Below are 23882 nucleotides of genomic sequence, written 5' to 3'. Positions count from 1 at the left end.
CACGCCCAGAGGCGCCAACGACTCCGATACGCATCTCCACTCGCCTCAGTCGATGACCACCTTGGGCTCGGACATCTCGCGTAGCGCGATGCGCACGCCCTCACGGCCGAGACCGCTACGCTTGACACCGCCGAACGGTACGTGTTCGGCTCGAAAATCCGGTCCTTCGTTGATCATCACGCCTCCGACGACGAGGTTGCGGGCAAAAGTCTTGATCAGTGCATGATCGTTGGTGAACACGCCTGCCTGGAGGCCATAGGCGCCCGCATTGACCTCGGAGATGGCGGCAAGCGGATCGGTGAAGCTACGGATTGCGATGATCGGGCCGAACGTCTCGTCGGCAATGACAGGCGAATCTGTCGCAACATCCGCAATCACCGTCGGTGCCATCACTGTTGCGTCGCGGCTGCCGCCGGTCAGAAGGGTGGCACCGCTCTTGATCGTCGCCAGAACGCGATCCTCGATGGTCTTTGCTGCCGACATATCGATAACCGGGCCCATGTCGGTGTCGTCCCGGGCGGGGTCTCCGAATTCGACGGCATCTACGGCGGCGAGAAGCTTGTCGGTGAACGTCTTTTCGATGTCTCGATGAAGGTAAAGTCGCTTTGCTGCCGCGCAGCTTTGGCCGGCGATCTCGAAACGATGACTAACGGCAGTAGCCACTGCCTTGTCGATGTCGGCGTCGGGCAGGACGAAGAGTGGATCGTTGCCACCGAGTTCCATCAGGCAGCGGACGAGACCAGAGGCGTTCTTCAGGGCCAAGCCAGCGACCGGACCGCCGGTAAACGACAACAAGTCGATTGGGGCACGCGCGAGAGCCCGCGCCGTATCGGCGCCGCCATTGACGATCTGGAACAGGCCCCGCGGCCAGCCGGCCTTTTCGGCCAGTTCGGCAAGTCGGTTCGCCGCGAGCGGCGCCTTGGGTGACGGTTTTGCCACGACGGCATTCCCGGCCGCGATTGCCGGCCCGAGCTTATGGCACAGCAGGTTCAGCGGATAGTTGAATGGCGTGATCGCCCCCACCACGCCCACCGGCTCATAGGTGATAGTCGCAAAGCGATCGGCACCGCCCTCGACGATGCCGCAATGCAGTACTTCGCCGTCGAGGAAAGTGGCGGCGTCGCCGGAAAGCTTCAGTGTGTTCTGCGCACGGCGAACCTCGTTGCGCGCCTCGCGGATAGTCTTGCCCATCTCTGAGGAGATGATACGCGCAAGTGTCTCGGCGTCAGCTGCTATTTCAGCTGCCAGAGTGGTCAGCAAGGCACGGCGGACGGCCGGCGTCGAATGCCGAAATTCCTGCTGCACCTTCTTCGCCCGAAGCATGGCTGCCGCTATGTCAGCGGCCGAGCTTATGGCAATCTCCCCGACGGTCTCGCCATTGAAGGGATTGTTGACGGCCATCGCGTTCGATGCGGTGAATGCCGATTTTCGAAGTTGCGTCATAGGTTCGCGTCAACCTTTCTGAATTGGTCGTTCTCGATGTCGTCCGAGGCGACAGGCGTGAGGCCTGAAATGGATGTGGGCCGCAGCGGCCAACGCTGGCCGGTCAGGTCCTTGGCATGGACCGGCGGATGGCCCGGCCTTAGTTCGTTCATAAGCGCAGCGACATGGGGGGCGCAGAAGCGGCCCTGACAGGCGCCCATGGCAAAGCGGCCGTTGTGTTTGACCTCGCGGCCAGACAGCACATCGGATGGCCCTATCAGGCTGTGCAGGTCGCCTGCCGTGCGGCCTTCGCAACGGCAAAGGATCGTGTCGCGAGGCAGGGAAGAGAGTGGGGGGGGGATTGACGGGGAAAAAAGCTGAGCAAGCAGCGCCTGTGCTTTTCGCTCCCGGACAAGCTGGCGTTCGACCTCGTCCGTCGATGAGGATGCGGCAGCAAGCAGCCGCGCAACCCGGCGACCAGCCCGCGCGCCATCGGCCGCGGCCGCAACGGCACCGAGCGCCTCCCGGCAATCCCCGGCATGGATGACGATCGGAGCGCACGGCATATCGATTGCTGCCGGATGCAGGCCGAAATCATTGGCCCGGATGCCATCGTGAAGGCCGATGCGATCGGCCGTCATGGTCCTCATCGTGCCATTGCGATCCTTGAGGGTAGCCTCCAGGCCCGATCCGGTACGTTCGATGCTCATCAGGGTCGTGCCGCGCTGCCAGGCGGTGCGCGATGCAACGACGGTCAGAAGATAAGACAGTGCGTCGGCAAGCAGGCCGGGAAACCTGAGCAAGCCCAGACCGTCGCCGATCCTGCCGAACGGATCGCCCGCCTCGACTATTGCGACCGGCGGATTGCCCAGCCGGATCATCTGAGCTGCGACGGCGACGAGCAAAGGGCCGCTCCCGGCGAGCAGCACACGCTGGCGCGGAGGCCTGCCAGTCTCTTTCATCATCACCTGGAGACCACCCGCTGTTGAAACGCCCGGAAGCTGCCAACCCGGACGCGGGTTGACCGTCTCCAGGGCGCCGACGGCGATGACGACGGCTCGGGCCCTCAGAGATCTGACGGTGCCGGCGTCGCGGTCCTCAAAAAGTACCAACCCATCACCGTCCAAGCCCAGAAATACGGACATATGGCGCAGGCCGACAGCGAATGCGGCAAGTGCGGACAGCAGTCCGGCGCTGCGGCTCAGCGCGGCCCGGGATTGAGGTATCGGCGCGACACCCTTGATTGGCTGGCGATAGATCGCGCCGCCAAGGTTTGGTCGTTGTTCCAGAATGTCGACCGAGAGGCCGGCGCGTGCGGCCTCGATTGCCGCCGAAATTCCGGCTGGACCGCCGCCGATCACGATGACGTCCCTGTCAAACATCATTGTCTGCCAATCTTTCCACGCATAGGCCGCTTCTGGCCGGTGTCAGGCAGGCTTCGGTCACGCAACCGCCTACCCTGACGAGGCAGCATTGGCAGGCACCAATGCCACAGAAGAAGCGAGTATCCTGTCCCGACGCGTCGGGGCCGAAAGTCTGAATGCCTTGAGCCTCAAGTGCGGCAGCTATGCTCTCGCCTTCGCGAAAGGGGATCTCTTGAGCCATCCATTGGAATGTCTCGTCCGTCATGCCGCAACTCCGATGCCAGCGAACCGACCTGGGTCGAAAGCGGTGATGTCGAATGCCGGGTGCTTGGCGCAGGCGAGCTGCGCGATGGCCCTGCCCGCGACCGGGCCCAGGCAGATGCCATCGCCCTCGAAGCCAGTAGCCAGATATGCATTCCTCAGGCCCGGCAGCGCGCCGATCAGCGGCAGTCCATCAGCCACTGCAGTGCGCACACCGGCGAAGGCTCGGAGCAGGCGCACATTGGCGAGGCCAGGCACCAAGGATACTGCGTCAGCGAGGATGCGCGAAACCGCGGCCAAATCGTTCGATTGTCCGGCGTTGCTGTCTTCTCTGGTGCCGCCGATGAGAAACTGTCCCGTTCCCAGCGGATCGATGACAAGTCCAAATCCGCGGGAACGGGTGGCCAAATCGCCCGCCTGGCTGCCCTTGCTGAGCAAATACCGGCCCGACATGATCGCGCCGGGCATCGCCGCATTGAGTGCGGGCGCGCGCTCCGTCACCAGCAGCTGTCCTTTGCGCGGACGCAGGACACCATCGAGGCCAAGTAATCGCGCCGAGCCGTTGCCTGCCGCAATGATCACTGCGTCGGACAGCAGAGCGCCCTCTTCAGTTGCCACACCGCGCACATGCCCGTCATGATCGAGCAGAAGGCGGTCCACGGTGGAGGCCCGCTCGACGTTGACGCCTGCAGCCGTCAGCAGTCGATGGACGATCTTGTAACCGATGGCGTGACCCTCATCCTGCACCTCGATCGCCAGGCGCGCGTTGGGCGACAACACCGGGTAGCGTTGCCTCAGCCTCTCGCCCGCAAGCCTTTCAATGCCCACGCCGACGCTTGTCAGCGCTGTTGCATGCGTCTCCAGCAGCGCGCATTCGGCGTCCGAGGCAGCAACAATGAAGCTCGAGCGCGTCTGGTAGACGTCGGCAAACAGACCGTCCCGGGCAAGCTTGCGGTAGAGCTCGATGCCGGCGAGCGCGGCAGACATCATTGGTCCGGGCCGCTTGCTTGCGACCGAAACGGCCCCATCGGCCGCCCCAGTCGCCTGCGCGGCGGGAGCTTGTGCATCAAGGAGGCGTACTTTCACGCCCAGTTCGGTCAGAAAGTAGGCAGCCGACGCGCCGACGATGCCCGCCCCAACAATGACGGCCGATGATATGTGCGATGGAGGTGTCACGGATGAAGCGGCCCGGCTACTTGCGATGCCCAATATTGGCGGTGGCCGCGCCTACCCGTCGATACAAGATCGCAGCCTTGGTTGTTCACGAAATTTGTATCGGCTAAAAGGACATGATCCCCAATCATCCACCTCCCGGGGGAGCCATGGCGAAAATCAGCCTGACATTGATCCAGACATTCTATCAGGTCGCCAGGCACGGCTCATTTTCCGCAGCCGCGCGCGAGCTGAATCTCAGTTACCAATCAGCGGCAAATCACGTGCGTCGCCTCGAACAGATCCTGAATGGCAGGCTGATCGATTCTGAGCAGGGTGCAAAACGGATTGCCCTGACGCCACGAGGACGTACGCTCTACAATCTGCTTCACCCCGAGTTGGACATCATGCTCGAACGGCTGACGAAGCTGATCGAGAACCAGCGGTCTTCACTGCGCATAGGCATGCCACAGGCAATCTTCTTCTACCTGTTTCCCAAGGTGCTCTCACGCTTTCGTCAGAGTTTTCCGGAACTCGAGCTCGACGTCTACGAGCGCGACACGGTTCTGGCCGAATTGGTGAAGAACGGCAGCCTCGATATCTGCATCTCGGAACGATATTTTGGCGATCCCATCGTACCTCAGCGGCTATTGGGCAGTTACCGGCTGAGCCTGGTCTACCCCCGTGCTTGGGGCCCGCCGCCAGACCAGAAGGACATTCCGCTGTGGACCCGTGGGCGTCCGTTCATCACCTACGAACCAGGGCAAACCCTACGCAACCTTTCCATCGATTATCTCAGCCGCAATGGGGCCGAGGTCCATCCGCTGCTCTCCACCTCTGGCAGCTCCAGCGTCAAGCGCTGCGTGGAAAACGGCTTGGGCTTCTCGATCATCCCGTTCTGGTGCATCCAGCCGGAGGATGTGGCGATCGAAAGCGTCAGGCTGTCCAACCTCCCCGAGGTTCGAGTCTATTTCGGCAATGCCGGCTTTCTTCAAAAACATCCCATGGTCCAGCAGCTCTTCGAAGATTGCCTGAGCGAGTTGGTCGGGACGTTCCTCGACCCCCCGCGAGACGAGGAATTCAGGCCGCCAGCCCTCTAGGCCTGGCAACATACAAGAAATGAGATAAGCACTTCTAGGTCTCTAGCATTGCTCGCGATCGCTTCCGGGATAGGCTGCCTTGAACCGCACGGATCGTGTCCAGCCGAGAGGGGACGGATGCACCAGGGTGGCCAGGAACAAGGGAGATCCAGACAAATGAAATTCTTGACGAAGATGTGCGGCGTTGCCGCCATGGCGCTGTCCATGATGGGGACGGTCGCCTCGGCTGGCACGATCGAGGACATTCGAGCCCGGGGCGTGCTGCGCGTCCCCGCGATCCTGAATGAGGTCCCGTATTTCAACAAGGACCCGCGGACGGGCGAATGGCAAGGTTTCGTCATCGACATGGCGAACGACATTGCCAAGACCCTGGATGTCAAGGTTGAGATCGTGGAGTCTAGCTGGTCGAACGCCATCCTCGACGTCCAGAGCGGCAAGGTCGATTTGGCTTTTGCTGTTACCGCCACGCCAACTCGTGCGATGTCGGTGTCGTTTTCCGACCCAACCTACTACAATAGCTTCATCATAGTTTCGTCTAAAGACGAACTCGCCAACAAAACCTGGGGCGAACTGAACGACCCGAAATACACATTCGCGGTTGATCTCGGCTCAGCCCAGGATCTCATCACGCAGCAGTACCTGCCAAAAGCCAACATCCTGCGCTTCAAGACGCGTGACGAAGCTATCGTCGCCGTCACCACCGGCAAGGCCGATGGCCTCGTCAACACGATGCTAAACGGTCTGGTGATCTCGAAAAAGGCTCCCGGGATCGGCAGCGTTCGGGTTCCCACGCCGGTGCTTTCGACGCCTTCGGTGATCGCTCTGAACTACGGTGCGGACGATGTTTTCAGCAGCTTTGTATCGGCCTGGGCAGAATACAACCGTCGAATTGGCAACAACCAGACATGGATCGTCAAGAGTCTCGAACCCTCGGGCATTTCATTGGACGACATGCCGGTGGGCTTCGGCTTCGGCGGCTAACATAGCGATATGATCGCCACTTAATCCTTCCCGCTAAAAGGGGAAGGATCGATGCCGTTAAGGCGCACATACAGGTGATGTCAGGTTAACTGGAGATGAAGCTGTTGGCAGGCAGTTGGTAGCATGCTCCAGCCCAAAGTCAGTTACAAGCGTCATCGGAACCCACCGTCTGTGATTGTTCATTGGTTACATTGCTATACCCAACCGTTTCGCGCAGATAAATGTTGGCCACTGCACCCGCGACCGTGTCGGCACTGACCACGCCGAGCGCCTGTGTACCATAGCGCTCGCCCATTGACGCCAGCAAGGTATAGTATCCGACGCGGTCGCCAGCATTCACGTAATAAGACAACCAGCTAACTTGATCTGAATTCAATCCCACTTTTTGCTTCCCTCCGTTTTTACTAGAATGTCTTCCGCATACGCACAGGATGTAAACTTCAGAACCATATTCTTGATGTCGCGCCATCTTCCGACAAGAACGGCATCATAGGACACGTCTACGTCCAAATTTCTGTAGTCAAAAGAATGCTCACATTGGGGAGATATGTCCGGACCTGGCTTTCGACACTCAATAATGTCGCTAACCTTTCCTTCAGCTTCCGAAAAGAATAGAGACTTATTGTCGTATGTAGAAATCTTCTTGTTGGTTATCTCAACAAGTCCATCCATTGCGGTGGCCTGTGTCGTGATGGGGACCATATCAAATGACCAGGCTTGGCCGGTGACAATGCGCACCCTGATTGCAAGCAGCTTTTCCAGGCTATACCGGTCATGAAGCAAAAAGCGGAACGTTGGAGGAAGGTCACTTGGCTTGATTGGCTTGCCTGACAAAGTGTGCCTCATGGACCGTGGCAGCGCCCCACCATCCAAGCGCATCAAAAAATTCTCGCCATCTTGGTACAAGACCGCTTTCTCGGCACCTTCGGACCTTGGGAAGGTGCGGTAGTCGCCGGGATAAACAAGTCGAACGCTATAGGCGGGATCCGACGATGCTGGGGGCGAAGTCCTTGGACCCTCATCCTCTATGACTACTTCTGTCGGCGATCCTGCATCTTCGAAAATGGAGCAATCGGCCCGATCGGCTGCAAATCCTCCACTCGAAACAACGAGGCCGATTGCTGCCAATAGGCCGAACCGCATTGCCTTGATCAAGGCCACTTCCAGGAACATGTTTTTGCAACATTCAGCCCCAATAGATTTTCCCCTCGACAATTCTTAGAACCTCAGCTTCACGAATATTACATCTGCCTAATCTTATGGGAGAAATTTGTAGATGAATGGTGGCCGGAAAAGATGATTTGCGCAATAGGCGCACGCCGCGCTGAGTACTGGCCCTGCCGCAGAGCCACTCCAGGCGTGGTGGGGACGTAAGATGTCAATGTCTGTCGGCCCGCGCTGCAAAACCTGAACGCTCGGTTGTCCTCGACCGCGGCATCGACGTGCAGCGTGTAGCCGGCGTCGAAAAGCGCGTCAGCCAGGTCGAGTGTGATCTCGAGCTTGCGACCGGCCCCCACACTGGCCCCCGTTATGCCGTTGATCTCGGCGATGTTGCCGCGCGTCGCGCGGTACCAGTCGCTGAGATGCTCGTAGTATTTGGACTTGCCCCCCGCCATCCAGAGGGTGCCCGCATAGGCGCCCTTTGGATCGGTGACATAGATGGCGAGATAGGCTCCATCGCCGCCGAAGAAGTTGTCGGAGAACTGGGCGTAGTTGAAGGCGAAAACCAGCATGAGGATGAAGACCAGGATCGGGACGATCTTGGCGATGGTGTTGATGAACGTGGCCTGCTCGACCCCACGCAGGATCATGAAATGGAAGGCCCAGTTGCCGATGAGCGATACTATGATTGCTGTGGCGCTACTGCCATCGCCGAAGATGCCGGGAAAGAAGCGGCCCAAGGTCGAGCCGATCAGTACCCAGTAGAAGACGTTACCCAGGCAACTACCGAGCCAGTAGCCGAAGGCCGACAGGAAACCCATGTAGTCGCCGAAGCCTGCCTTGGCATAAGCGAAGACACCGGAATCGATGTCCGGCCTTTTCTCGGCCAGCGCTTGGAACACGCGTGCCAGCATATACATACCCGTTCCCGCGATTGCCCAGGCGATGATGATCAGCAGGCAATCCCATATCTAGGCTTCACGTCCCAAAGTTGGGCGGTGCAAGGCTGCACATGTCGAGCGGGCATCTGGAAAGATCACACCGAAACAAGAAGATGCTCGCTCCGATGCCGTCGTGGCTGGCACCCCCAGCGCCAGGAACCCGGCGCCGGAACCGCCCTGTCATTGCTGCCGTCGTTGATTTCTGAGATCGTGTCCGAGGCAAAGTGCGCTTTGCGCCGCCACAAGCTGCCGTTGGTCTGTGCCGGCCTGCAGGTATCGGGCATCGATCGGAGCCGCAGAGAAAGGCCGCATCGATGGATGAGTGGCGCATTGGGGATGTCCTGGTCACCAGGATTCTGGAGATGTGTGAACCCTTGCGGACACCGTCGGAATGGTTCCCCGACAGCACCGAGGAAGCAATCAAACCACATCTTCACTGGCTCGTGCCGCGATCGCTGTCTCCTCTGACCGGCCGGATTATTCTTCCGATCCAGAGCTACCTGGTTCGTACCAGGCATCACACCATTCTCGTCGACGGCTGCGTTGGCAACAACAAGTCCTGCAAGGACTTTGCGCATTGGCATGACCGCAACGACGATACCTTCCTGGCAAGGCTGGCGACTGCCGGAGTTGCGCCGGAACAGATCGATTATGTTCTTTGCACCCACCTTCATGCCGACCATTGCGGTTGGAACACACGACTGGTGGGCGGGCGTTGGGTCCCAACATTCCCGAATGCACGCTACATCATCGCGCGACGCGAGTTCGAGGCGGTCATGGCAGCGTCGGGCGATCCTGAAGATCGGACCTACGAAGAAAATGTGCTGCCGATCGTTGAAGCGGGTCGAGCCGTATTGGTCGAGATGGATCATGCAATTGACGATGAGGTGTGGCTGCAGCCGACGCCTGGTCACACGCCGGGACATGTTGCCATCAGGGTGAGATCGCAAGGGGTGGAGGCCGTGTTTTCCGGCGATATCATGCATTGGCCGATGCAATGCATCCATCCGGAATGGAACTTCCGCTACGACGTGGACCCCGACCACGCCTGTCGGACCCGGCGCGCCTTTCTTGAAGCCTGCGCCGACAGCGGCCACATCGTCATGACGGCACATTTTCCCTTGCCATCGGTGGGAACGATCACGCGGCGCCAGTCATCATTCTGGTTCGATGACTATCGCTCGCCGTGACCTGGCAGTGCATTTCCTCCGCTGCCAGGCGCGGCCAAGGAACCGTCGCTTCCTGGAAGGGCCCGCCTATCGCTTCGATGTCTTCAAGGTCCTGATCCTGTCGACGAGGCCGAAGGTATCCCAGCTGCGGCAGCCCTCTACCACCTGACTTATGTCAATCGCGTGTATTAGTCGCCTGTGGCATAGCTGATGCAGTTGCTATAGGCTCTGTCGCGGAGGAACACGCCGGCCTGGCCGGTGCCATAGACCAACGGATCTGGGAGGGTTCATGGTCGAAATCATCTCTAAGCGGGATGGCCCGCGGCGCGAGGATGTGCAGATCAAGCGATTGGTCGAGCAGAACCGCGCAACCATAACGCGGCTTGCCGACCAGATCAGTTCCGGTGGCTATTCAGCGAGCAAGGCGCCGCGCGAGGCGCCCAAGGCGCAAGGCCTGATCTTCCATCACGTCACGGCGGGCTCGCCTGCCGCCGAGGCTGATCCGCATGTTCGGGTGAGCCTCAACGGGCGCGTCATCGTCGTCGACAAGACCTCCGGCAGGCAGCTCCACCACATTGGCGAAATGCGCAGCAGGAATGGTGCCGACGTGTTCGTTCTCGCCACCCGCGCCAACGGCTTCTTTTCGCCTTTGGACGACGTCATTGCCGAGGCATTGTCCGAACTGGACGGCATGGCAATAGCCGGCGATGGCGGTGAAGAGCAACTGGCAGCCACTATCGGTGCCAGGCTGGGATTTGCCTGACATGCCAGGCAATAAAGTCATGAAACAACCGGGGCCTATGATGTGATCGCTGGATGAAAAAAGCTACCGGCCAAGACGAAATCCAGGTCGCTGCCCGCCCGTCGCGCTCAAGGTCGGGCCCAGGAAGCATGGTCCCTGTCGCCGCGGACTATGACGAGCGCATCACGATGCGCGCATGGGAAACATTGCTGTCGGGCGAAACCGGCGACGCGCGCTTTCCCGTTCGTTCGCTCATCCACGACTCCTGGAGCCGTTGCGCCACCGGGGGCATCAACGCCCAACAGGGTGAAGCTCCCCTCAACAGCGGCAAGGACGAGATCGAATATCTCACCCGCGCCAACAACGACCTGCTCGCCGCTGCGCGCCGATCGTTTGCGACCATCGGCCGCCTTCTCGACGGCACCGGCGCGATGCTGGTTCTGGCCGATGGCGAAGGCATGCTGATCGACGCGATCGGCGACAAGAAGACCATGCATGACGGCATGGACATCCATCTGGCAATCGGCGGCAAATGGACCGAGGACGTCGTCGGGACCAATGGCATCGGCACGGCATTGTGGACGGGTGAACCCGTCTTCGTCCATGCCGCCGAGCACTTCTGCGCCGGCATAAAGTCATGGACCTGTGCCGGTTCGCCGATCCGCGATCCGTATGATGGAACGATCATCGGCGTCGTCGACCTTTCGGGCCACCCCAACATATTCCGTCCGCATAACACGGCGCTTGTCGCTGCGGCTGCCCGCGAAATCGAAAAGGCGCTTGCCGACCATCAGAATGCGGAGCGGACCCGACTGCTCGAAGCCTTCATCGCCTCTGCGCCGCATTATCGCCGGTCCGACGGCCTGATGATCGTCGATCGGCGCGGTCGCCCGATCTATTGCAGCAATCTGCCGGATGCCCCGGACAGTCCGTTCCACGACCAGTTGCTGCAAGGCAGGGGTTGGCGGCTGCAGTTTCCCGAAGCGGATACCTTCGCCGCATTGGCCAGCGCCCTACCCCAGGGCATGCAGGCCTGCAACATCAGTCCCCTCGATCTCGACGGCGACCTTCGCGGTGCGGCTCTCGTCTTTCCGTCGGGAAGGACGTCGAAAAGAACCTATCCTTCGCGACCGCCGCATCTCGGCGAAGCCGCGGCGCAGATCGTCGGCGAGAGCGAGGCGCTGCTCGCAGCCGTCGACGTCGCCTGCCGCGTCGCGCAATCGAAAGACGTCACCTCGGTGCTGATCGAGGGCGAGACCGGCGTCGGCAAGGAACTGTTTGCGCGCCTCGTCCATGCGGGCAGCCGACGGACGCCGACCGATCCATTCATCGCATTGAACTGCGGCGCGATCACCAAGGAGCTGTTCGGCAGCGAATTGTTCGGGCACGTTTCCGGCGCGTTCACCGGCGCCAGCCGCGAGGGCAAGCCGGGTGTCTTCGAACTGGCCAATGGCGGTGTTCTCAGCCTCGACGAAATCGGCGAGATGCCGCTGGAGATCCAGCCCTTCCTGTTGCGGGTCCTGGAAGAACGCCTGGTCCAGCGCATCGGCGACAGCCGCAGCCGCCCGGTGGACGTGCGCCTGATCGCCTCGACGAACCGCGATCTCAAGCAGGAGGTCGCCGCTGGGCGCTTCCGGCGCGACCTCTATTACCGCATTGGCACGGTGTGCATCCATGTGCCGCCGCTACGCGATCGCGGCAACGACTGGAGCTTGCTGCTCGATCATTTCAATCGCAGGATTGCCGACCGGATTGGCGGCGAACTCCTGGATTTTTCCGACCCAGCGCTTGAGGCATTGCAGGCCTATCAATGGCCGGGCAACGTAAGAGAGCTGCGCAACCTGGTCGAACGGCTGCATGTGCTTTCGCGTGGCAGCCCGGTGGAGGTGACAGACCTGCCCGAGGAGATCACCTCGCCTCTCAAGCCTGACATGCCGGCGAAAATCGCTGAAGCGACGGCAATGCCGATCCTCAGTTTCGAGGACGCCGAGCGTCAGGCCGTTCTGGGCGCGCTGAAGGCAGAGGGCGGCAATCTCAGCCGCGTTGCGCAGCGGCTCGGCATTTCGCGCCCGACGCTCTACCGCAAGCTCGACCAGTTCGGCATTCGCCGCGGCTTCGTCTGAGGATCAGCCAATTCGTGTCGAGAAAAAACCCCATGGCGCGAGCCATGGGGCGGGGCAAAAGCTGATGTAGCCGTACGCTTTCAGGCGGCTTGGGCGCTTGTGTCGCCGACGAGAATGGCGCGGTTGCGTGAGAGGAGACCGGCCGCGGCCGCGCCAAGACATGGGGCAATGATGTAAAGCCATAGCTGCGCCATTGCCGCTCCGCCGGCAAACAAAGCCGGTCCGAGCGAACGAGCCGGATTGACCGAGGCGCCTGAGACCACGATACCGGCGAGATGGATCGCGACCAAGGTCAGTCCGATCGCCAGCCCGGCGACGGGTCCGGCACCGCCCTGCGACGTTGCGTTCAGGATGACGGTGACGAACAGGAACGTCGCCACCAGTTCGAACAGGAAGGCTGAGACAACGGAATAGGCCGACCAGCCGTTCTGGGCAAAGCCGTTTGCCGCGACATCGAAACCGGCGACCTTGCCGAGCGCGATGACGTAGAGGACGCCGGCGGCGGCGATCGCGCCGAAACACTGGGCAATGACGTAGCCGACGAAGTCGCCCGCGCCAAGACGCCCGGAGACCAGGAAGCCGAGGCTGACGGCGGGGTTGAGGTGCGCGCCCGAAATCGGGCCGATCGAATAGGCCATCGCCACGACCGACAGGCCGAAGGCAAGCGCCACGCCGAGCAGCCCGACCTCGGAGCGCATGAACAGAATTGTCGCGCAGCCGAAGAAGACCAGCGCGAAGGTTCCGATGAATTCGCAGACGTATTTGTTCACTTTCCACTCCCTGGGTTGATGTGCCGGATCGGCCGTCTTTTTTCCTTGGCGCGACCGATCCGGATCCGTTCACGAGGACAGCCTCGCGGCCGTTTCCTTGGCGACGCGCCTAGGCGCGCCCGAGCTTCTCGGCGCCGCCGCCCAGCGCCGGGCCGGCGGTCGGATCCTCGTCCTCGGCAATGTCGCCGACGAGCGTTTCGGTGGTCAGGATGAGCACGGCAACCGACGCGGCATTCTTGAGCGCCGTGTAGGTGACGCGGACCGGGTCGATGATGCCGGCCTCATACATGTTCTGGAATTTGCCGAGGGCAGCGTTGTAGCCGTAGCCGCCATTGACCCGCGACACCTCGGCGACGACGGCTTCCGGATCGCCGCCGGCATTGGCGACGATGCGCCAGAGCGGCCGCGTCAGGACCGACCTGACCAGGCGCACGCCTTCGGCGATATCGCCCTCGACGGTTGCGAGCACCTCGTCGAGCACCGGCGCGATCTGCGTGAGGGCGGAACCGCCGCCCGCCACTACGCCCTCTTCGGAGGCCGCCCGCACGGCATGCAGTGAATCCTCGATGAGCTGGATGGTCCGCTTCTGCTCGACCGGCGTCACGCCGCCGGCATAAAGCACGGCCGTACCGCCGGAGAGTTTTGCCAGGCGTTCGCGCAGCTTGTCCTGTTCGATGTTCGGCGGCGCCGCCTCGTACTGGCGCTGCACCTGGGCGCGTCGCGCCGCGATCGCCGCGACATCGCCGCCGCCGCGGATCACCGACGTGTAGCTCGCGCTGGTCTTGACGCGCTCGGCCGTGCCGAGGTCTTCGGCGGTGACGTCTTCGAGACGGCCGCCGAGATCGCGCGCCATCACCTTGCCGCCGGTCAGGATGGCGAGATCCTCCAGCATCGCCTTGCGCCAGTGACCATACTCAGGCGGATGGACGACGAGATATTTGCCCGGCCCGTTCTTGCCGAGCAGCGTGATGACGACTTCGGGCGACACTTCTTCCGCCACGATCAGCAACGGGCGGCCATCCTCCTCGGCAATGCGACGAACCGCGTCCAGCGAAGCCGGATCCTTGATCTTGAGATCGGTCATCAGGATGTATGGCCGGTCGAGCACCGCCTCCATCCGCTCCTGGTCCGTGACCATGTGGTGGGAAAGATAACCGCGCTCGAAGGACATGCCTTCGACGACCTCGAGAGTGGTCTCCGTCGTCACGCTGAAGTCGGTGGTGATGACGCCCTCGGCGCCAACCCGCTCATAGGCCTCGGCGACGAGAGCGCCGAGCTTGGGGTCGGTGGCGGCGATGTTGGCGACCGCAGCCAGGTTGCCATTGGCCTTGGCGGGCTTGGCCGAAGCCTTCAGCGCTTCGACAACCCTTGCTACGGCAAGTTCGATGCCCCTGCACAGATCGACGGACTTCGCGCCGCGCTCATTGGCCTCGACGCCCTTCTGGATCAGCGCATTGGCAAGAACGATCGCGGTCGTGGTGCCGTCGCCGGCGACTTCGTTGGTCTGCATCGAGACTTCGCGCACCACCTGTGCACCCATGTTCTCGAAACGATCGTGCAGCTCGATCTCCGAAGCGATGCTGACACCGTCGCGGGTGACCATCGGCGTACCGATCGGCCTGTCGATCATCGCATTCATGCCTTTTGGCCCGAGCGTCGGCTCGACGGCGGCGGCCAGCTGGAACACGCCGCGTGCAAGCGCACGCCGGGCATGGGAATTGTGGATCATAACTTTAGGCATGATTCCTCCTTCCGCCTTACGGGCGGTTTGTTGATTAGGGGCCTCGTGCGCAGGAGGCCGTTGTTTCAGGTCAGCGTTTGGGTTGCCCGTTCAGGGACCCGATCGAGGATGAAATCGACGAGAGTAGGTTCACCGTCGACGACATCCGTTTCCTTGTATCGTGTGTGCTTGAGCCCCCGGCACAAGGCGCCGTTGAACTCCATGTTGATGCGAACCCCACGCAGTTCCGCGAGGTAGGCGCTCAATGACGAGGTCGGGATGCCAGCCCCCTCGCAGGTCACGAAGACCGGCTCCTCCGGCCGTCGGCCGGGAAAACGCTCGAGCAGCGCTGCGCGGTATCGCGGCATCTGCCTCGCCGCCTCTCCCGGCTCGAACCGGACGACATCGAGCGCCGCCAGGTCCATGCCGAGGATTTCCCGATCGGTCAGGCCATGCCGCCGCAGGCCGCACAGCACCGCCTCCTGACGCCGCTTGAAGGCCTTCACCCTGAAGGTCTCGCGCAGGCTTTCGAGATCCTGGTCGCCAGCGAGCTCGCCGAAGATCTGGCCAAACGTCTTGCCGGCCTCGATGCCGCGATTGACCTCTTCGGCGAACATGTGGTCGTGCAGCCGGACGCGATAGGCCGGCGACCACGAGAGCCCGTCGAGCGCCTTGCGGATGCCGTCGAGCATCAGATAGGCGAAATTCGGCGAGCACCAGTAGGTCGGCAGGCGGAAGTCGACCTCCACGCTGCCGTTGGCCTTGACCTCGGCTCGCTCGACGAAGCCCATCTCGGTGACGGGTTCGTCGAGTTCAGGATCGTTCACCTGTGCGAGAAGCCGCCGGAGTTCATCCTCGCGGCTGATCGAAACGCCGGCGGTTGCCATGGCTCCTACTCCGCCGCGATACTGAACGGAGAGCGAGCGAAGGCCGCCTTCTTGGCCTCGATGTCGATGTCGTAGAGCCGGGCCGCGTTGAGGCCAAGGATCTTCTCCTTGATCTCCGGCGTCAGGTCGACACCCCGTTCCTGCTTGATGTCTTCCGGCAGTTCGAAAGCCCAGAACTTCTCGACAAGCCAGCGCGGCGTCCAGATCGCGTAGTCCGAGCCGAACAGGATCTTTTCCGGGCCGGCCCAGAACAGCAGTTCGGAAATGACCTCGGCAAAGTAGCGCGGACGCGAGTGGATGAAGGGCAAAGCCACGGCGAGGCCGCCATAGACGTTGGTCTCCTGCACCGCAATCCAGCAGAAATCATCGAGGCGCGGCAGGCCGCAATGTTCGACGATCCAGTTCAGGTTCTGGAAATCGGTCGCCGCGTAGTCGACGTCATGGACGTCGAACGCATCCTTGTTGAGCGGGATGATCGTCGGTCCCTTGTGGACGTGGATGTTCCTGATGCCGAGCTTCTCGCAGAGCTCGAAGCACTTGTAGGCCTGCGGGTCGTTGAGCCGCCACCCCTTGGAGGCCCCGTTCCACTCGGCCGTGTACATCTTCACGCCCTTGATGTCGTAGGTCTCCTTCATGAAGTGGATGTATTCGAGTGCCTTTTCGCCATCGCGCGGATCGAAGGAGCCGTTGACGATGAAGCGTTCCGGATAACGCTTGGCCATTTCCGAATTGCGCTCGACGGTGTTGAAGCCGTTCTTGTAGAAGTCCTTGAGGTAGGTCGACTGCACGATGGCGACGTCGTCAGGACCGTCGATGAACAGGTCGCGGTAGAGATCGTCGGCGCTGTATTTCTCGAACTTGCTCTTTTCCCACAGCTGCTCCTTCGGGCTGAGCGCCGTGTGGTAGGCGTAGAAGCACTCGACGAACTGCTTGCCGTGGATGTTGCGCTGATTTTCCGGGCTGCCGTCCCAGAAATGGGTATGGCCGTCGACGACGAAAATTTCCTTGCCTTCGGGTGTGATGAACATTGCTGCCTCCGCATTGGTCGCGTTGATCGGGCCGGCGCGCCAATGGCTGGCGCACCGGGTCTGTCGCGTTTGCTCAGATGTATTCGAAGACCTCGTCCATATCGCCGAACAGGATGACCTCGTTGTCGTCGATGCGGACCATCCGGCCATAGTGGGTGGAGGTGTTGACCTCGAAGATCTCGGCCGTCATTTCGCGGCCGAGATATTCGCCGATCTCATCCATCTTGAAGATCAGCTTGCCGTTGCCGTCGATGCGGATCATCGCCGGCTGGTAGGTGACGGTGACCCCGGGCTTCTTGCCCATGAACTCGGCAATCGCCCGTGCTTCGACGGAATCGTTCATCGTGACCCCGCACTGATGCGAGATGGTCTGCTCGAAGGTGATGTCCTTCATCGACTTGAAGATGTTGGACTGTGAGGCGTCGCGTGCTGCAGTTGACATGACAATTGCTCCTTGTTCAGCGCTTGAGGCCGAGTTCGCCGAGGATCTGACCAATCCGTTCCTCGGACTGGGCACGAACGTCCGTGAAGGAAATCGGCTTGGAATGCGGCATCGACCAGATCGGCTGAAGGCCGATGGCTGCCTTGTCGGCGAGTGCGCCGTGTTTCTTGACCCAGCCCTGGAAGAGCTTCCTGTTGGCCGCGCCGTGCTTCTCGTCGTTGGCCAGCAGGTAGATGAGGTCGATGGTGTTCGCGAGGTTGCGCTCGTAGTCGGCCTCCGCCGCCGAAACCACCGGCGGCGTGATGAAGTCGTGATTGGCGGCAGCCGCCTGCATGAGGAAGCCGGAGCGGAAGAGTTCGCCGACAAGCGGTTCGAAGATGATATTGATGGCGAAGTACTGCTCGAGATAGTCGGCCGTTCCCATGATGGTCTCGACCGCCTCGCGCGTTCCTTGCCAGATGCCGTCTTCGAGCCAGTGCTTCTTGCCGAGTTCGTCGTCCCAGCCATCGATATCCATGCCGATCTCGGCGAGGTACAGCGTGATGTCCTGGGCCAGGCGCAGCTTGTAGGACGAGTTGGTTAGCGTCGCGTTGTTGATCATCTGGGTGTAGCCGTAGCGCTGTGCCTGCATCAGCGACGTGCCGAGGCCGAATTCGGCGTGCTTCCAGGCACCCAGATGCGCCTGCAGGATCTTGACCCAGACCTTGTCGAAGGTCTTCGGCGCGCCGGCCCTGCGGGCGTTGGTGATGACGCTTTGCACCATCGTCTCGATCTTCGACTGGCGCTGGTAATGCGTGCGCTCCCATTCCTGGTCGGGCGCGCGGAAGGCGTGCCAGTTGGAACTTTGCGCTGCCGTGTTGTCCTTGATGTAGGCGCCCTTGCCGTTGGAGAAGGAGATGATCCAGTCCTGGATCAGGTAGCGCTCAGGGTCGGGCTGGACGTCGACGGTGACGTCCTCGTAATGCGTGGCGCGCTGGCCTTTCGGGTCGAAGTACCGGTACTTCCGGCTGTCGGAGTCGGCGAATATCGCCGCACCTGCGGCTCCCGATCCGACTGAACTCGAAGTTGCTGGCATGGTCTCACTCCCTTGTTGCAGTTGCTCTGGTATTGTCCGGTCCGGCTCAGTGAGCCGATGTGCCGCCGGACGATGTGGTGAACTTGTCGAAGAAAATGCGTTCCAGTTCGAAGCCGTTCATGAACAGCACCGGCTGCAGCGCATCGATCATCGGCGGCGGGCCGCAGGCATAGACGTCGCCCTGCCCGTCGACCGCGAGTTGCTTGAGCTTGGCGTCGACGCTCTCATGCACGAAGCCGCGCTCGCCATCCCACGCCTCACCGTTGACGTGCGAGAGAACCGGGATGAAGTTGACGTCGGGATGCCGGTCGACGAGCTCGGCGATCCTGTCGAGATAGAACAGGTCGTCGGGCGTCCGGGCGCCATAGAAGAAGTAGACCGGTCGTTTTTCGCCGCTGTTGAGGTGATCGTTGAGGATCGACCAGACCGGCGACATGCCGGAGCCGGCGCCGACAAGGACTAGAGGTCCTTCTCGCTCCTGGCGGCGAAAGCAGGTTCCATAGGGTCCGACGACGGTGACTTCGGCTCCGACCTTGATGCCTCCGGAATCGAGCTCTCCGGAGAACTTTCCTTCGGGATATTTCTTGATGATGAAGGAGAGTTTTTGGGTTTGGTCCGGCGTATTTGCCATGGAGAACGAGCGCGTAATCGTCTCCCCTTTTTCCGTGGTGACCGTGATGTCGACATATTGCCCCGCCCAGAACTTTATCGGGGAGCCGAGTTCGATTTCGATGCCGCGAATGTCGTGGGTCAGGTGCTCGACGTGAGCGATCCGACCTTTGAACGTCTTCACGGCAATCGATTTCGCCAGAACCTCCTCGTCATAGTTGAGAAGTTCGACTTCCATGTCGGAGTAGGCGATGGCCCGGCACAGCAGGATGTGACCGGTGTCCTTCTCCATGTCGTTCAGCGCGAAGGTCGAGTATTTGAGCATGTCGACTTCGCCGTCGAGCAGCACGCATTTGCAGGCTGAGCACTGTCCTTCCTTGCAGCCATGCGGCAGCGCAATGCCCTGGCGAAACGCCGCATTCAGCACCGTCTCCCCGTTCTCGACCTCGAACTCGACGCCGACGGGCTCCAGGCGCACTGTGTGAGCGTCACTCATTAAATTAGCCTCCCGATAGCGAGTATCTTCACTGGTGCTCTTGGCTTCTGACCGAGCGAGCCCTTGTAGCCGGCCGTCACCTTCCTCAAGTCGTCAGCGGGCGGGTGGGCGCCCGTGACGGTGAAAACGGTTGCGGCGATTGCAGCCCAGGCCGCGATGGCGATGGGCAGGGCGAAGCGGGCGCGTGTCATGTCGACCACCAAGCGGTGGGCGGGCCGGTGGTGACCGGCCCGCCTGACCGTCAATTGAACGGCGTGATGGTGAAGCCGGCGCGGTACTCGGCGAGGTGCTTTTCGCGATCGGCCGGCGACATTGCGCGCAGCGCGTTCAACGGCGACCCGAGTGTGTGGCCGCGGACGTCGTCGAGCGTCCACATTTCCTTCGGGTCGAAGCGCAGATGCGGCTGCGGGACCAGCGTCTTGCCATCGGAACGGACGAAGTTCAGGTCCTTGATGGCGTCGGCCAGATCCCAGCCGTCATAGAGCGTCTCCCACTCGCGCTTGCCGCTGAAGCGGCCCATCGCCGGCGTCGGACGACCCTGGTACTCGTCGGCGAAAGCCTCGACGGCGGTCCAGCGATCGAGCTCATGGGCGAAGGTGTGCAGCTTGCCGTCGATCTCGTCGACCACCATGTCCTCGCGGATCAGGCATGGCACCAGGCAGCTCCAGCAGCGGTGCGGATAGACGTAGCCGACGTCTTCGTTGAAAGTGATGATCTTCTCGCCGCGATGGCTGAGCTTGTCGTACCACTTCCAGAAGTCGCCGAACTGCGCGTACCAGCCGGGATACTTCTGCTCGAACCACTCGAAGTCCTTCTCGCCCTGGGCTTCGATGCGCCAGAAGTTGACCGGCCAGCCGACCGCGAAGAATTGCGCGACCTTGTGGACATAGAGCTTCTTGGTGATGCGATTCCACGCCTCGTGGACGTCGTCGTGATGGACCTTGATGCCGTATTTCTCCAGCGGCAGCATGTAGGTGCGGTAGTAGTCTTCGAAGATCCAGCGGTGCCACATTTCCGCATAGGACTCCTTGTCCTTGTCGCGGTTGGTGGTGCCGTATTCGATGAAGGTGCCGATCGCCGCGTCGACGATGGCGTGGTTCTGCCAGAAGGCGTAGCGCAGGTCGCGCTCGAGCAGTAGATGGTTCTCCGGCTCCTTCAGCGCCGCCATCAGCAACGAGTGACCGTTGCCGATGTGGCGGCTTTCGTCCGACTGAACCGACAGGAACACCGTCGGCAGCGCATAGTCGCCGTTGCGGGCGGCTTCCGAAGGCATGGCAACGAACAGCGTGTTGGTGAAAGCGGTCTCGGCCACCACGGTCAGGTACATGCAGGCCGACGTCATCGTATCGCCGGTGATGAAACCTTCACCGAATTGGCGGCCGATGGTCGTGGCGTAGCACTTGCCGAAGGCCTCCTCGGTGATGTCGAAGCCGGCCGGGTCGATGTAGTTCTCCATGTACCATTTCTTCAGGTTCATCTGGATGGTCGAGTGACGGAACTCGTCGACCATCTGCATGGTGAAGCCGGTACGCAGATCCTCGCCGGGGGCCAGGCGGGCGACCATCGCCATCGAGCGGGCGGCGGAGATTTCCGGGAACGGGATGATGGCGAGGAAAAGCTTCATCCACTCGACCCAGCGCGGCTCGACGTTGCGGAACATGTCGCCGCGCAGGGCGGCGTCGAGCGCGCCATAGACGCGGTTGTCCTTTTCCTCCTGCATCGGGAAGTAGGACCGCAGCACCTGTTTCATCGGGTCGCGCGGCGCCTTGGCAATCTTGTAGTCGGTCGGAAACGTCATCGCTTCCTGGACGTAGGTAGGGTTCCAACCGAGGTCGGAAATCTTCTTGGTCGCCTCACCGACGGAAATTCCGCGCTGCGAGGTAATCTTGTTGAGCGTCAAAGACGTCATAGCCATAAGCCTCCACTGGATTGCGCCGTGGGCCTCATGGCCCAGGCAGGAAGCGGCACACACTCGCCGCAAGTTTGAAGTTCGATCGACATGCCAAAGGGTGGCGCCGTCAGGCGCGGCCCCAGGCCAGCCGTTCAAGTGGATCACGGCAAAGGTGCGGGAAGAGGCCTCGGCAGCCCGTCGAAGCCGCCCGCATTTGCGGACACGCCATCGCACGAGGCCGGCCGAAATCTGTCTCCTCCATTCCTTCGTTCTTGTGGCACCGCTCCGGTGGGCGGCGGGCTTCTTATGCGAAAGTACTATGCAAGGGGTGTGCCAACTCCGGGAAAACCCCATCGAGCCGACGAAACGCGGCTCGGCGACGGCAGGCAACGGACCGAGAAGCCGAAAGTGTAACGTTATTTTACATACGTAAATTACACATGTAACGATTATTTATATTTCGTTTTTCTCGCCACCGCACAATAATAATATCAACATTTGGTACCAATATCTGGAATGCGTCGCCAGCAATGGCCCGATGCTTGATCTGGAATGACCATGACGGACAAGGATGGACTGCCAGGACCGCTCGGTCACGATCAGGACGTGACGACCGACCTTGTTCGCCTGATGCCGCGCGACCTGATCTTCACCATGCGCTTCCTGGGCGAGAGCCAGCACCGGCTGCAACGCCATTTCCAGGATTTCATCGAGACGGAGATGGGCTCGGCCGGCATGACCCCGCAGACCCATCCGATGATCCATTCCTTCATCGAACGCCACGCGATCATGCTGCGCGACTTCGTCTTTTCAGGCGTCTCGCTGTCGCGTCAGTTCCATGTTGACGAAATCGAGCGGCTCATGGGCGACACCACCTCGTTGCTTCGCGTCGACATCTGGGATGATCTCAAGAGCTACATCGCGGCAGCGGAAACGCAGTTCAGGTCGCAGGTTCCGGTTCTGCCGAATTTGCTCTCCGGCTGGGAAAGCCCGGCCTCCAGCGCACCGGACGGCGGGCAATGACCAGCCTTTCAGTGCCTCGCCCCGCCGCCTTGCCACGCTCCGAGGATCGACACCGGGCTCTCCGCAGCGCTTTGTGGGCGTCGGCCATCAGGCTGGTCAGCGTCTCTGGATCGAGCGCGGCGAGTGCAGCTTGCGCTGCCGCCGTGGCGTCCCCGTCACCCACTCCGGCCGCCCGTTCGATCGCAACAAGGCATGGATGCCCGCGCTCCAGCCTTCGTTCCGCAGTCGAGCGCAGAGCCTCGAAGAATGGCTTGCCGATCGTATCGAAAATTCAGCTGCCTCACCTTGCGCCGCCCGGTCGTCATCGCATGCGCTATCGCAACGATAGGGGATAGCTATGAACGATCAAGCATCCTCGGCGACCGAGCTGCTGCAGCGGCGGCTGACGCTGGTCGGGCAAATTTCGACGCTCAACGCCCAGGCGCTGAAGCTCCGGCAGTCGCTCGCAGGCATTGAGATGGAAGTGCTGCGACTGGAACTCGAGATCGGCAGAACGGCCACCTCTGCGCAACTGGTGCGGGATTTGCATGAGGCTGAGAAGAACGCCGAGGCGATCCGGGCCGCGCAGACTGACTGCGACGATCGGATTGCCGCTGCCGAAGGGGAAGTCGCCGAACTCGACCTCTTGCTCGCAACGGCGCGCCGAACCTGACGGGAGGAAAACATGAACCAGCAGACCATTCGCAACTTGACCCTGTTCGATCTCCTGGCGCGCAGTTGGAAGCGCCCATCGCCGATCGCCGACGTCCGCTTCAGCGCCGACGGCACGGCGGTTGCGTTTTTCGGCACCGACGGCAGCATCGCCATCGCGCCGACCACGGATGCCGAGCCCCCCGAGCAGCGCATCAGGGTCAGTGTCGATCTCGGCCAGACGACGATCAGGCCGCGGAAAAACCCGCAGCACCGATCACCGCCGCCGCCATTCGCAACGATGGCGACGCCCCCCTGGCGGCGTTTCGGAAAACAGGCTTCGTCTGCGGCGATGCAACCGGCGCCGTCCTTGGCCTCACCTGTACCGCGCGGTCGAGGAAACACTGTTCCGTACGGAAGCCGGTCCGGTGATCGCGGTCGACCATTCCGAGCAGACCGGCATCACCATAGCCACCGATGGCGATCACCTCTCTATCTGTCGCGCGCCTCTGGCGACAAGACCCGCTATGGACGCGGGCCCGGCTCCCACATCGAGGCGCTTGCCATATCGCCTGACGGAAGCCAGGTGGCCGCGTCATTCGCCGACGGCCTGTCGATCTGGAACCTTGATGGCGCCACGCGCGGCGCTGCACGAAATCGCGCTGCCCTCGCGGCCACATTGCTTGCAGTGGAAAGCCGACGGCAAGGCCCTCGCCTGCAGTCTCGAAGGTGGCGGTTTTGGCCTTGTCGACTTGCAGCGCGGATGCGTGGCACGCTTTCCCGACTTCCCTGCCTCCGTGCGATCGTTGTCGTGGAGCAACCCAGCCGATGCGTTCGTCGCGTCGGGCGCGTTCCGTATCGCGGCATGGTCCTCGCACGCATCGCAGAAGGGCGA

General features: G+C 61.5%; 22 protein-coding genes and 1 pseudogene. 7 read left to right on the top strand and 16 right to left on the bottom strand.

Annotated features, from left to right (window positions below):
• Nucleotides 1–45: 45 nt before the first annotated feature.
• The 4 genes from SLT36_RS31830 to SLT36_RS31815 are packed head-to-tail and all read right to left on the bottom strand — an operon-like array spanning nt 46 to nt 4223.
• The gene (locus SLT36_RS31830; protein ID WP_432289321.1) at nt 46–1443 is read right to left on the bottom strand and encodes an aldehyde dehydrogenase family protein; all 1398 of its coding nucleotides are present in this window, start codon (nt 1441–1443) and stop codon (nt 46–48) included.
• The gene (locus SLT36_RS31825) at nt 1440–2804 is read right to left on the bottom strand and encodes an FAD-dependent oxidoreductase (RefSeq protein ID WP_432289319.1); all 1365 of its coding nucleotides are present in this window, start codon (nt 2802–2804) and stop codon (nt 1440–1442) included. Before SLT36_RS31825 ends, SLT36_RS31830 begins: the two co-directional genes overlap by 4 nt.
• Nucleotides 2797–3051: a 2Fe-2S iron-sulfur cluster-binding protein gene (locus SLT36_RS31820; protein WP_432289318.1), complete on the bottom strand. Its 255-nt coding sequence runs from the start codon at nt 3049–3051 to the stop codon at nt 2797–2799. The genes SLT36_RS31825 and SLT36_RS31820 overlap by 8 nt, the downstream gene beginning before the upstream one ends.
• Nucleotides 3048–4223, bottom strand: a complete 1176-nt coding sequence (locus tag SLT36_RS31815) for an NAD(P)/FAD-dependent oxidoreductase (protein ID WP_432289316.1) — start codon at nt 4221–4223, stop codon at nt 3048–3050. Before SLT36_RS31815 ends, SLT36_RS31820 begins: the two co-directional genes overlap by 4 nt.
• Nucleotides 4224–4369: 146 nt before the next feature.
• Between SLT36_RS31815 and SLT36_RS31810 the strand changes: the two genes are divergently transcribed.
• Together SLT36_RS31810 and SLT36_RS31805 are read left to right on the top strand one after the other, a co-directional pair.
• Nucleotides 4370–5299: a LysR family transcriptional regulator gene (locus SLT36_RS31810; RefSeq protein WP_432289314.1), complete on the top strand. Its 930-nt coding sequence runs from the start codon at nt 4370–4372 to the stop codon at nt 5297–5299.
• Nucleotides 5300–5455: 156 nt separating this feature from the next.
• Nucleotides 5456–6280 (top strand): transporter substrate-binding domain-containing protein, encoded by an 825-nt coding sequence (locus tag SLT36_RS31805; protein WP_432289312.1) that lies wholly within the window; start codon nt 5456–5458, stop codon nt 6278–6280.
• A gap of 139 nt (nt 6281–6419) precedes the next feature.
• On the opposite strand, the gene SLT36_RS31800 is transcribed toward SLT36_RS31805, so the two are convergent.
• The 4 genes and pseudogenes from SLT36_RS31800 to SLT36_RS31785 all read right to left on the bottom strand — a co-directional run.
• Entirely contained in the window at nt 6420–6662 is a 243-nt protein-coding gene (locus SLT36_RS31800; protein WP_432289310.1) for a hypothetical protein, read from the bottom strand.
• On the bottom strand, nt 6653–7435 hold the full coding sequence (locus SLT36_RS31795) for a hypothetical protein (RefSeq protein WP_432289308.1): 783 nt from the start codon (nt 7433–7435) through the stop codon (nt 6653–6655). Before SLT36_RS31795 ends, SLT36_RS31800 begins: the two co-directional genes overlap by 10 nt.
• Before the next feature lie 86 nt (nt 7436–7521).
• Nucleotides 7522–7941, bottom strand: coding sequence for a DUF2271 domain-containing protein (locus SLT36_RS31790; protein ID WP_432289686.1), 420 nt, complete (start codon nt 7939–7941; stop codon nt 7522–7524).
• An 18-nt stretch (nt 7942–7959) separates the two neighbouring features.
• Nucleotides 7960–8391, bottom strand: a pseudogene (locus SLT36_RS31785) (amino acid permease); the annotation flags it as partial.
• A gap of 305 nt (nt 8392–8696) precedes the next feature.
• Here SLT36_RS31785 and SLT36_RS31780 point away from each other — a divergent pair.
• From SLT36_RS31780 to SLT36_RS31770, 3 genes are all read left to right on the top strand, one after another.
• Nucleotides 8697–9572 carry an MBL fold metallo-hydrolase gene (locus SLT36_RS31780; RefSeq protein ID WP_432289306.1) on the top strand — a complete coding sequence of 292 codons (876 nt, stop codon included), beginning with the start codon at nt 8697–8699 and terminating at the stop codon, nt 9570–9572.
• Nucleotides 9573–9840: 268 nt separating this feature from the next.
• Nucleotides 9841–10314, top strand: coding sequence for a hypothetical protein (locus SLT36_RS31775; RefSeq protein ID WP_432289304.1), 474 nt, complete (start codon nt 9841–9843; stop codon nt 10312–10314).
• Nucleotides 10315–10367: 53 nt separating this feature from the next.
• Nucleotides 10368–12416, top strand: a complete 2049-nt coding sequence (locus SLT36_RS31770) for a sigma-54-dependent Fis family transcriptional regulator (RefSeq protein ID WP_432289302.1) — start codon at nt 10368–10370, stop codon at nt 12414–12416.
• 80 nt (nt 12417–12496) lie between these two features.
• Here the strand turns inward: SLT36_RS31770 and SLT36_RS31765 are convergent, their stop codons facing one another.
• The 8 genes from SLT36_RS31765 to SLT36_RS31730 form a co-directional block, all read right to left on the bottom strand.
• Nucleotides 12497–13186, bottom strand: a complete 690-nt coding sequence (locus tag SLT36_RS31765) for an aquaporin (protein ID WP_432289300.1) — start codon at nt 13184–13186, stop codon at nt 12497–12499.
• Between the two features lie 109 nt (nt 13187–13295).
• Entirely contained in the window at nt 13296–14927 is a 1632-nt protein-coding gene (locus tag SLT36_RS31760; RefSeq protein WP_432289299.1) for a molecular chaperone GroEL, read from the bottom strand.
• Nucleotides 14928–14992: 65 nt separating this feature from the next.
• Nucleotides 14993–15793 (bottom strand): iron-sulfur cluster assembly protein, encoded by an 801-nt coding sequence (locus SLT36_RS31755; RefSeq protein ID WP_432289297.1) that lies wholly within the window; start codon nt 15791–15793, stop codon nt 14993–14995.
• 5 nt (nt 15794–15798) lie between these two features.
• Nucleotides 15799–16821 (bottom strand): amidohydrolase family protein, encoded by a 1023-nt coding sequence (locus SLT36_RS31750; RefSeq protein WP_432289296.1) that lies wholly within the window; start codon nt 16819–16821, stop codon nt 15799–15801.
• A 73-nt stretch (nt 16822–16894) separates the two neighbouring features.
• The gene (locus SLT36_RS31745) at nt 16895–17263 is read right to left on the bottom strand and encodes an MmoB/DmpM family protein (protein WP_055978152.1); all 369 of its coding nucleotides are present in this window, start codon (nt 17261–17263) and stop codon (nt 16895–16897) included.
• A 16-nt stretch (nt 17264–17279) separates the two neighbouring features.
• A complete protein-coding gene (locus SLT36_RS31740; RefSeq protein WP_432289295.1) occupies nt 17280–18338 on the bottom strand; it encodes an aromatic/alkene monooxygenase hydroxylase subunit beta in 1059 nt (352 codons plus the stop codon).
• Between the two features lie 46 nt (nt 18339–18384).
• A complete protein-coding gene (locus SLT36_RS31735; protein WP_432289293.1) occupies nt 18385–19443 on the bottom strand; it encodes an NADH:ubiquinone reductase (Na(+)-transporting) subunit F in 1059 nt (352 codons plus the stop codon).
• A gap of 241 nt (nt 19444–19684) precedes the next feature.
• Nucleotides 19685–21352 (bottom strand): aromatic/alkene/methane monooxygenase hydroxylase/oxygenase subunit alpha, encoded by a 1668-nt coding sequence (locus tag SLT36_RS31730; RefSeq protein WP_432289292.1) that lies wholly within the window; start codon nt 21350–21352, stop codon nt 19685–19687.
• A 540-nt stretch (nt 21353–21892) separates the two neighbouring features.
• Here SLT36_RS31730 and SLT36_RS31725 point away from each other — a divergent pair.
• Both SLT36_RS31725 and SLT36_RS31720 read left to right on the top strand, forming a co-directional pair.
• On the top strand, nt 21893–22357 hold the full coding sequence (locus SLT36_RS31725; RefSeq protein WP_067969673.1) for a hypothetical protein: 465 nt from the start codon (nt 21893–21895) through the stop codon (nt 22355–22357).
• 337 nt (nt 22358–22694) lie between these two features.
• A complete protein-coding gene (locus SLT36_RS31720) occupies nt 22695–23009 on the top strand; it encodes a hypothetical protein (RefSeq protein ID WP_432289290.1) in 315 nt (104 codons plus the stop codon).
• The last annotated feature ends 873 nt before the right edge of the window (nt 23010–23882 follow it).

Origin of the sequence: Aminobacter sp. BA135 (genome assembly GCF_050859125.1) — a bacterium.
Taxonomy (GTDB): domain Bacteria; phylum Pseudomonadota; class Alphaproteobacteria; order Rhizobiales; family Rhizobiaceae; genus Aminobacter; species Aminobacter ciceronei.
Note: the sequence above shows the minus strand (reverse complement) of the source record. Positions and strands in the feature narration are given on the sequence as shown.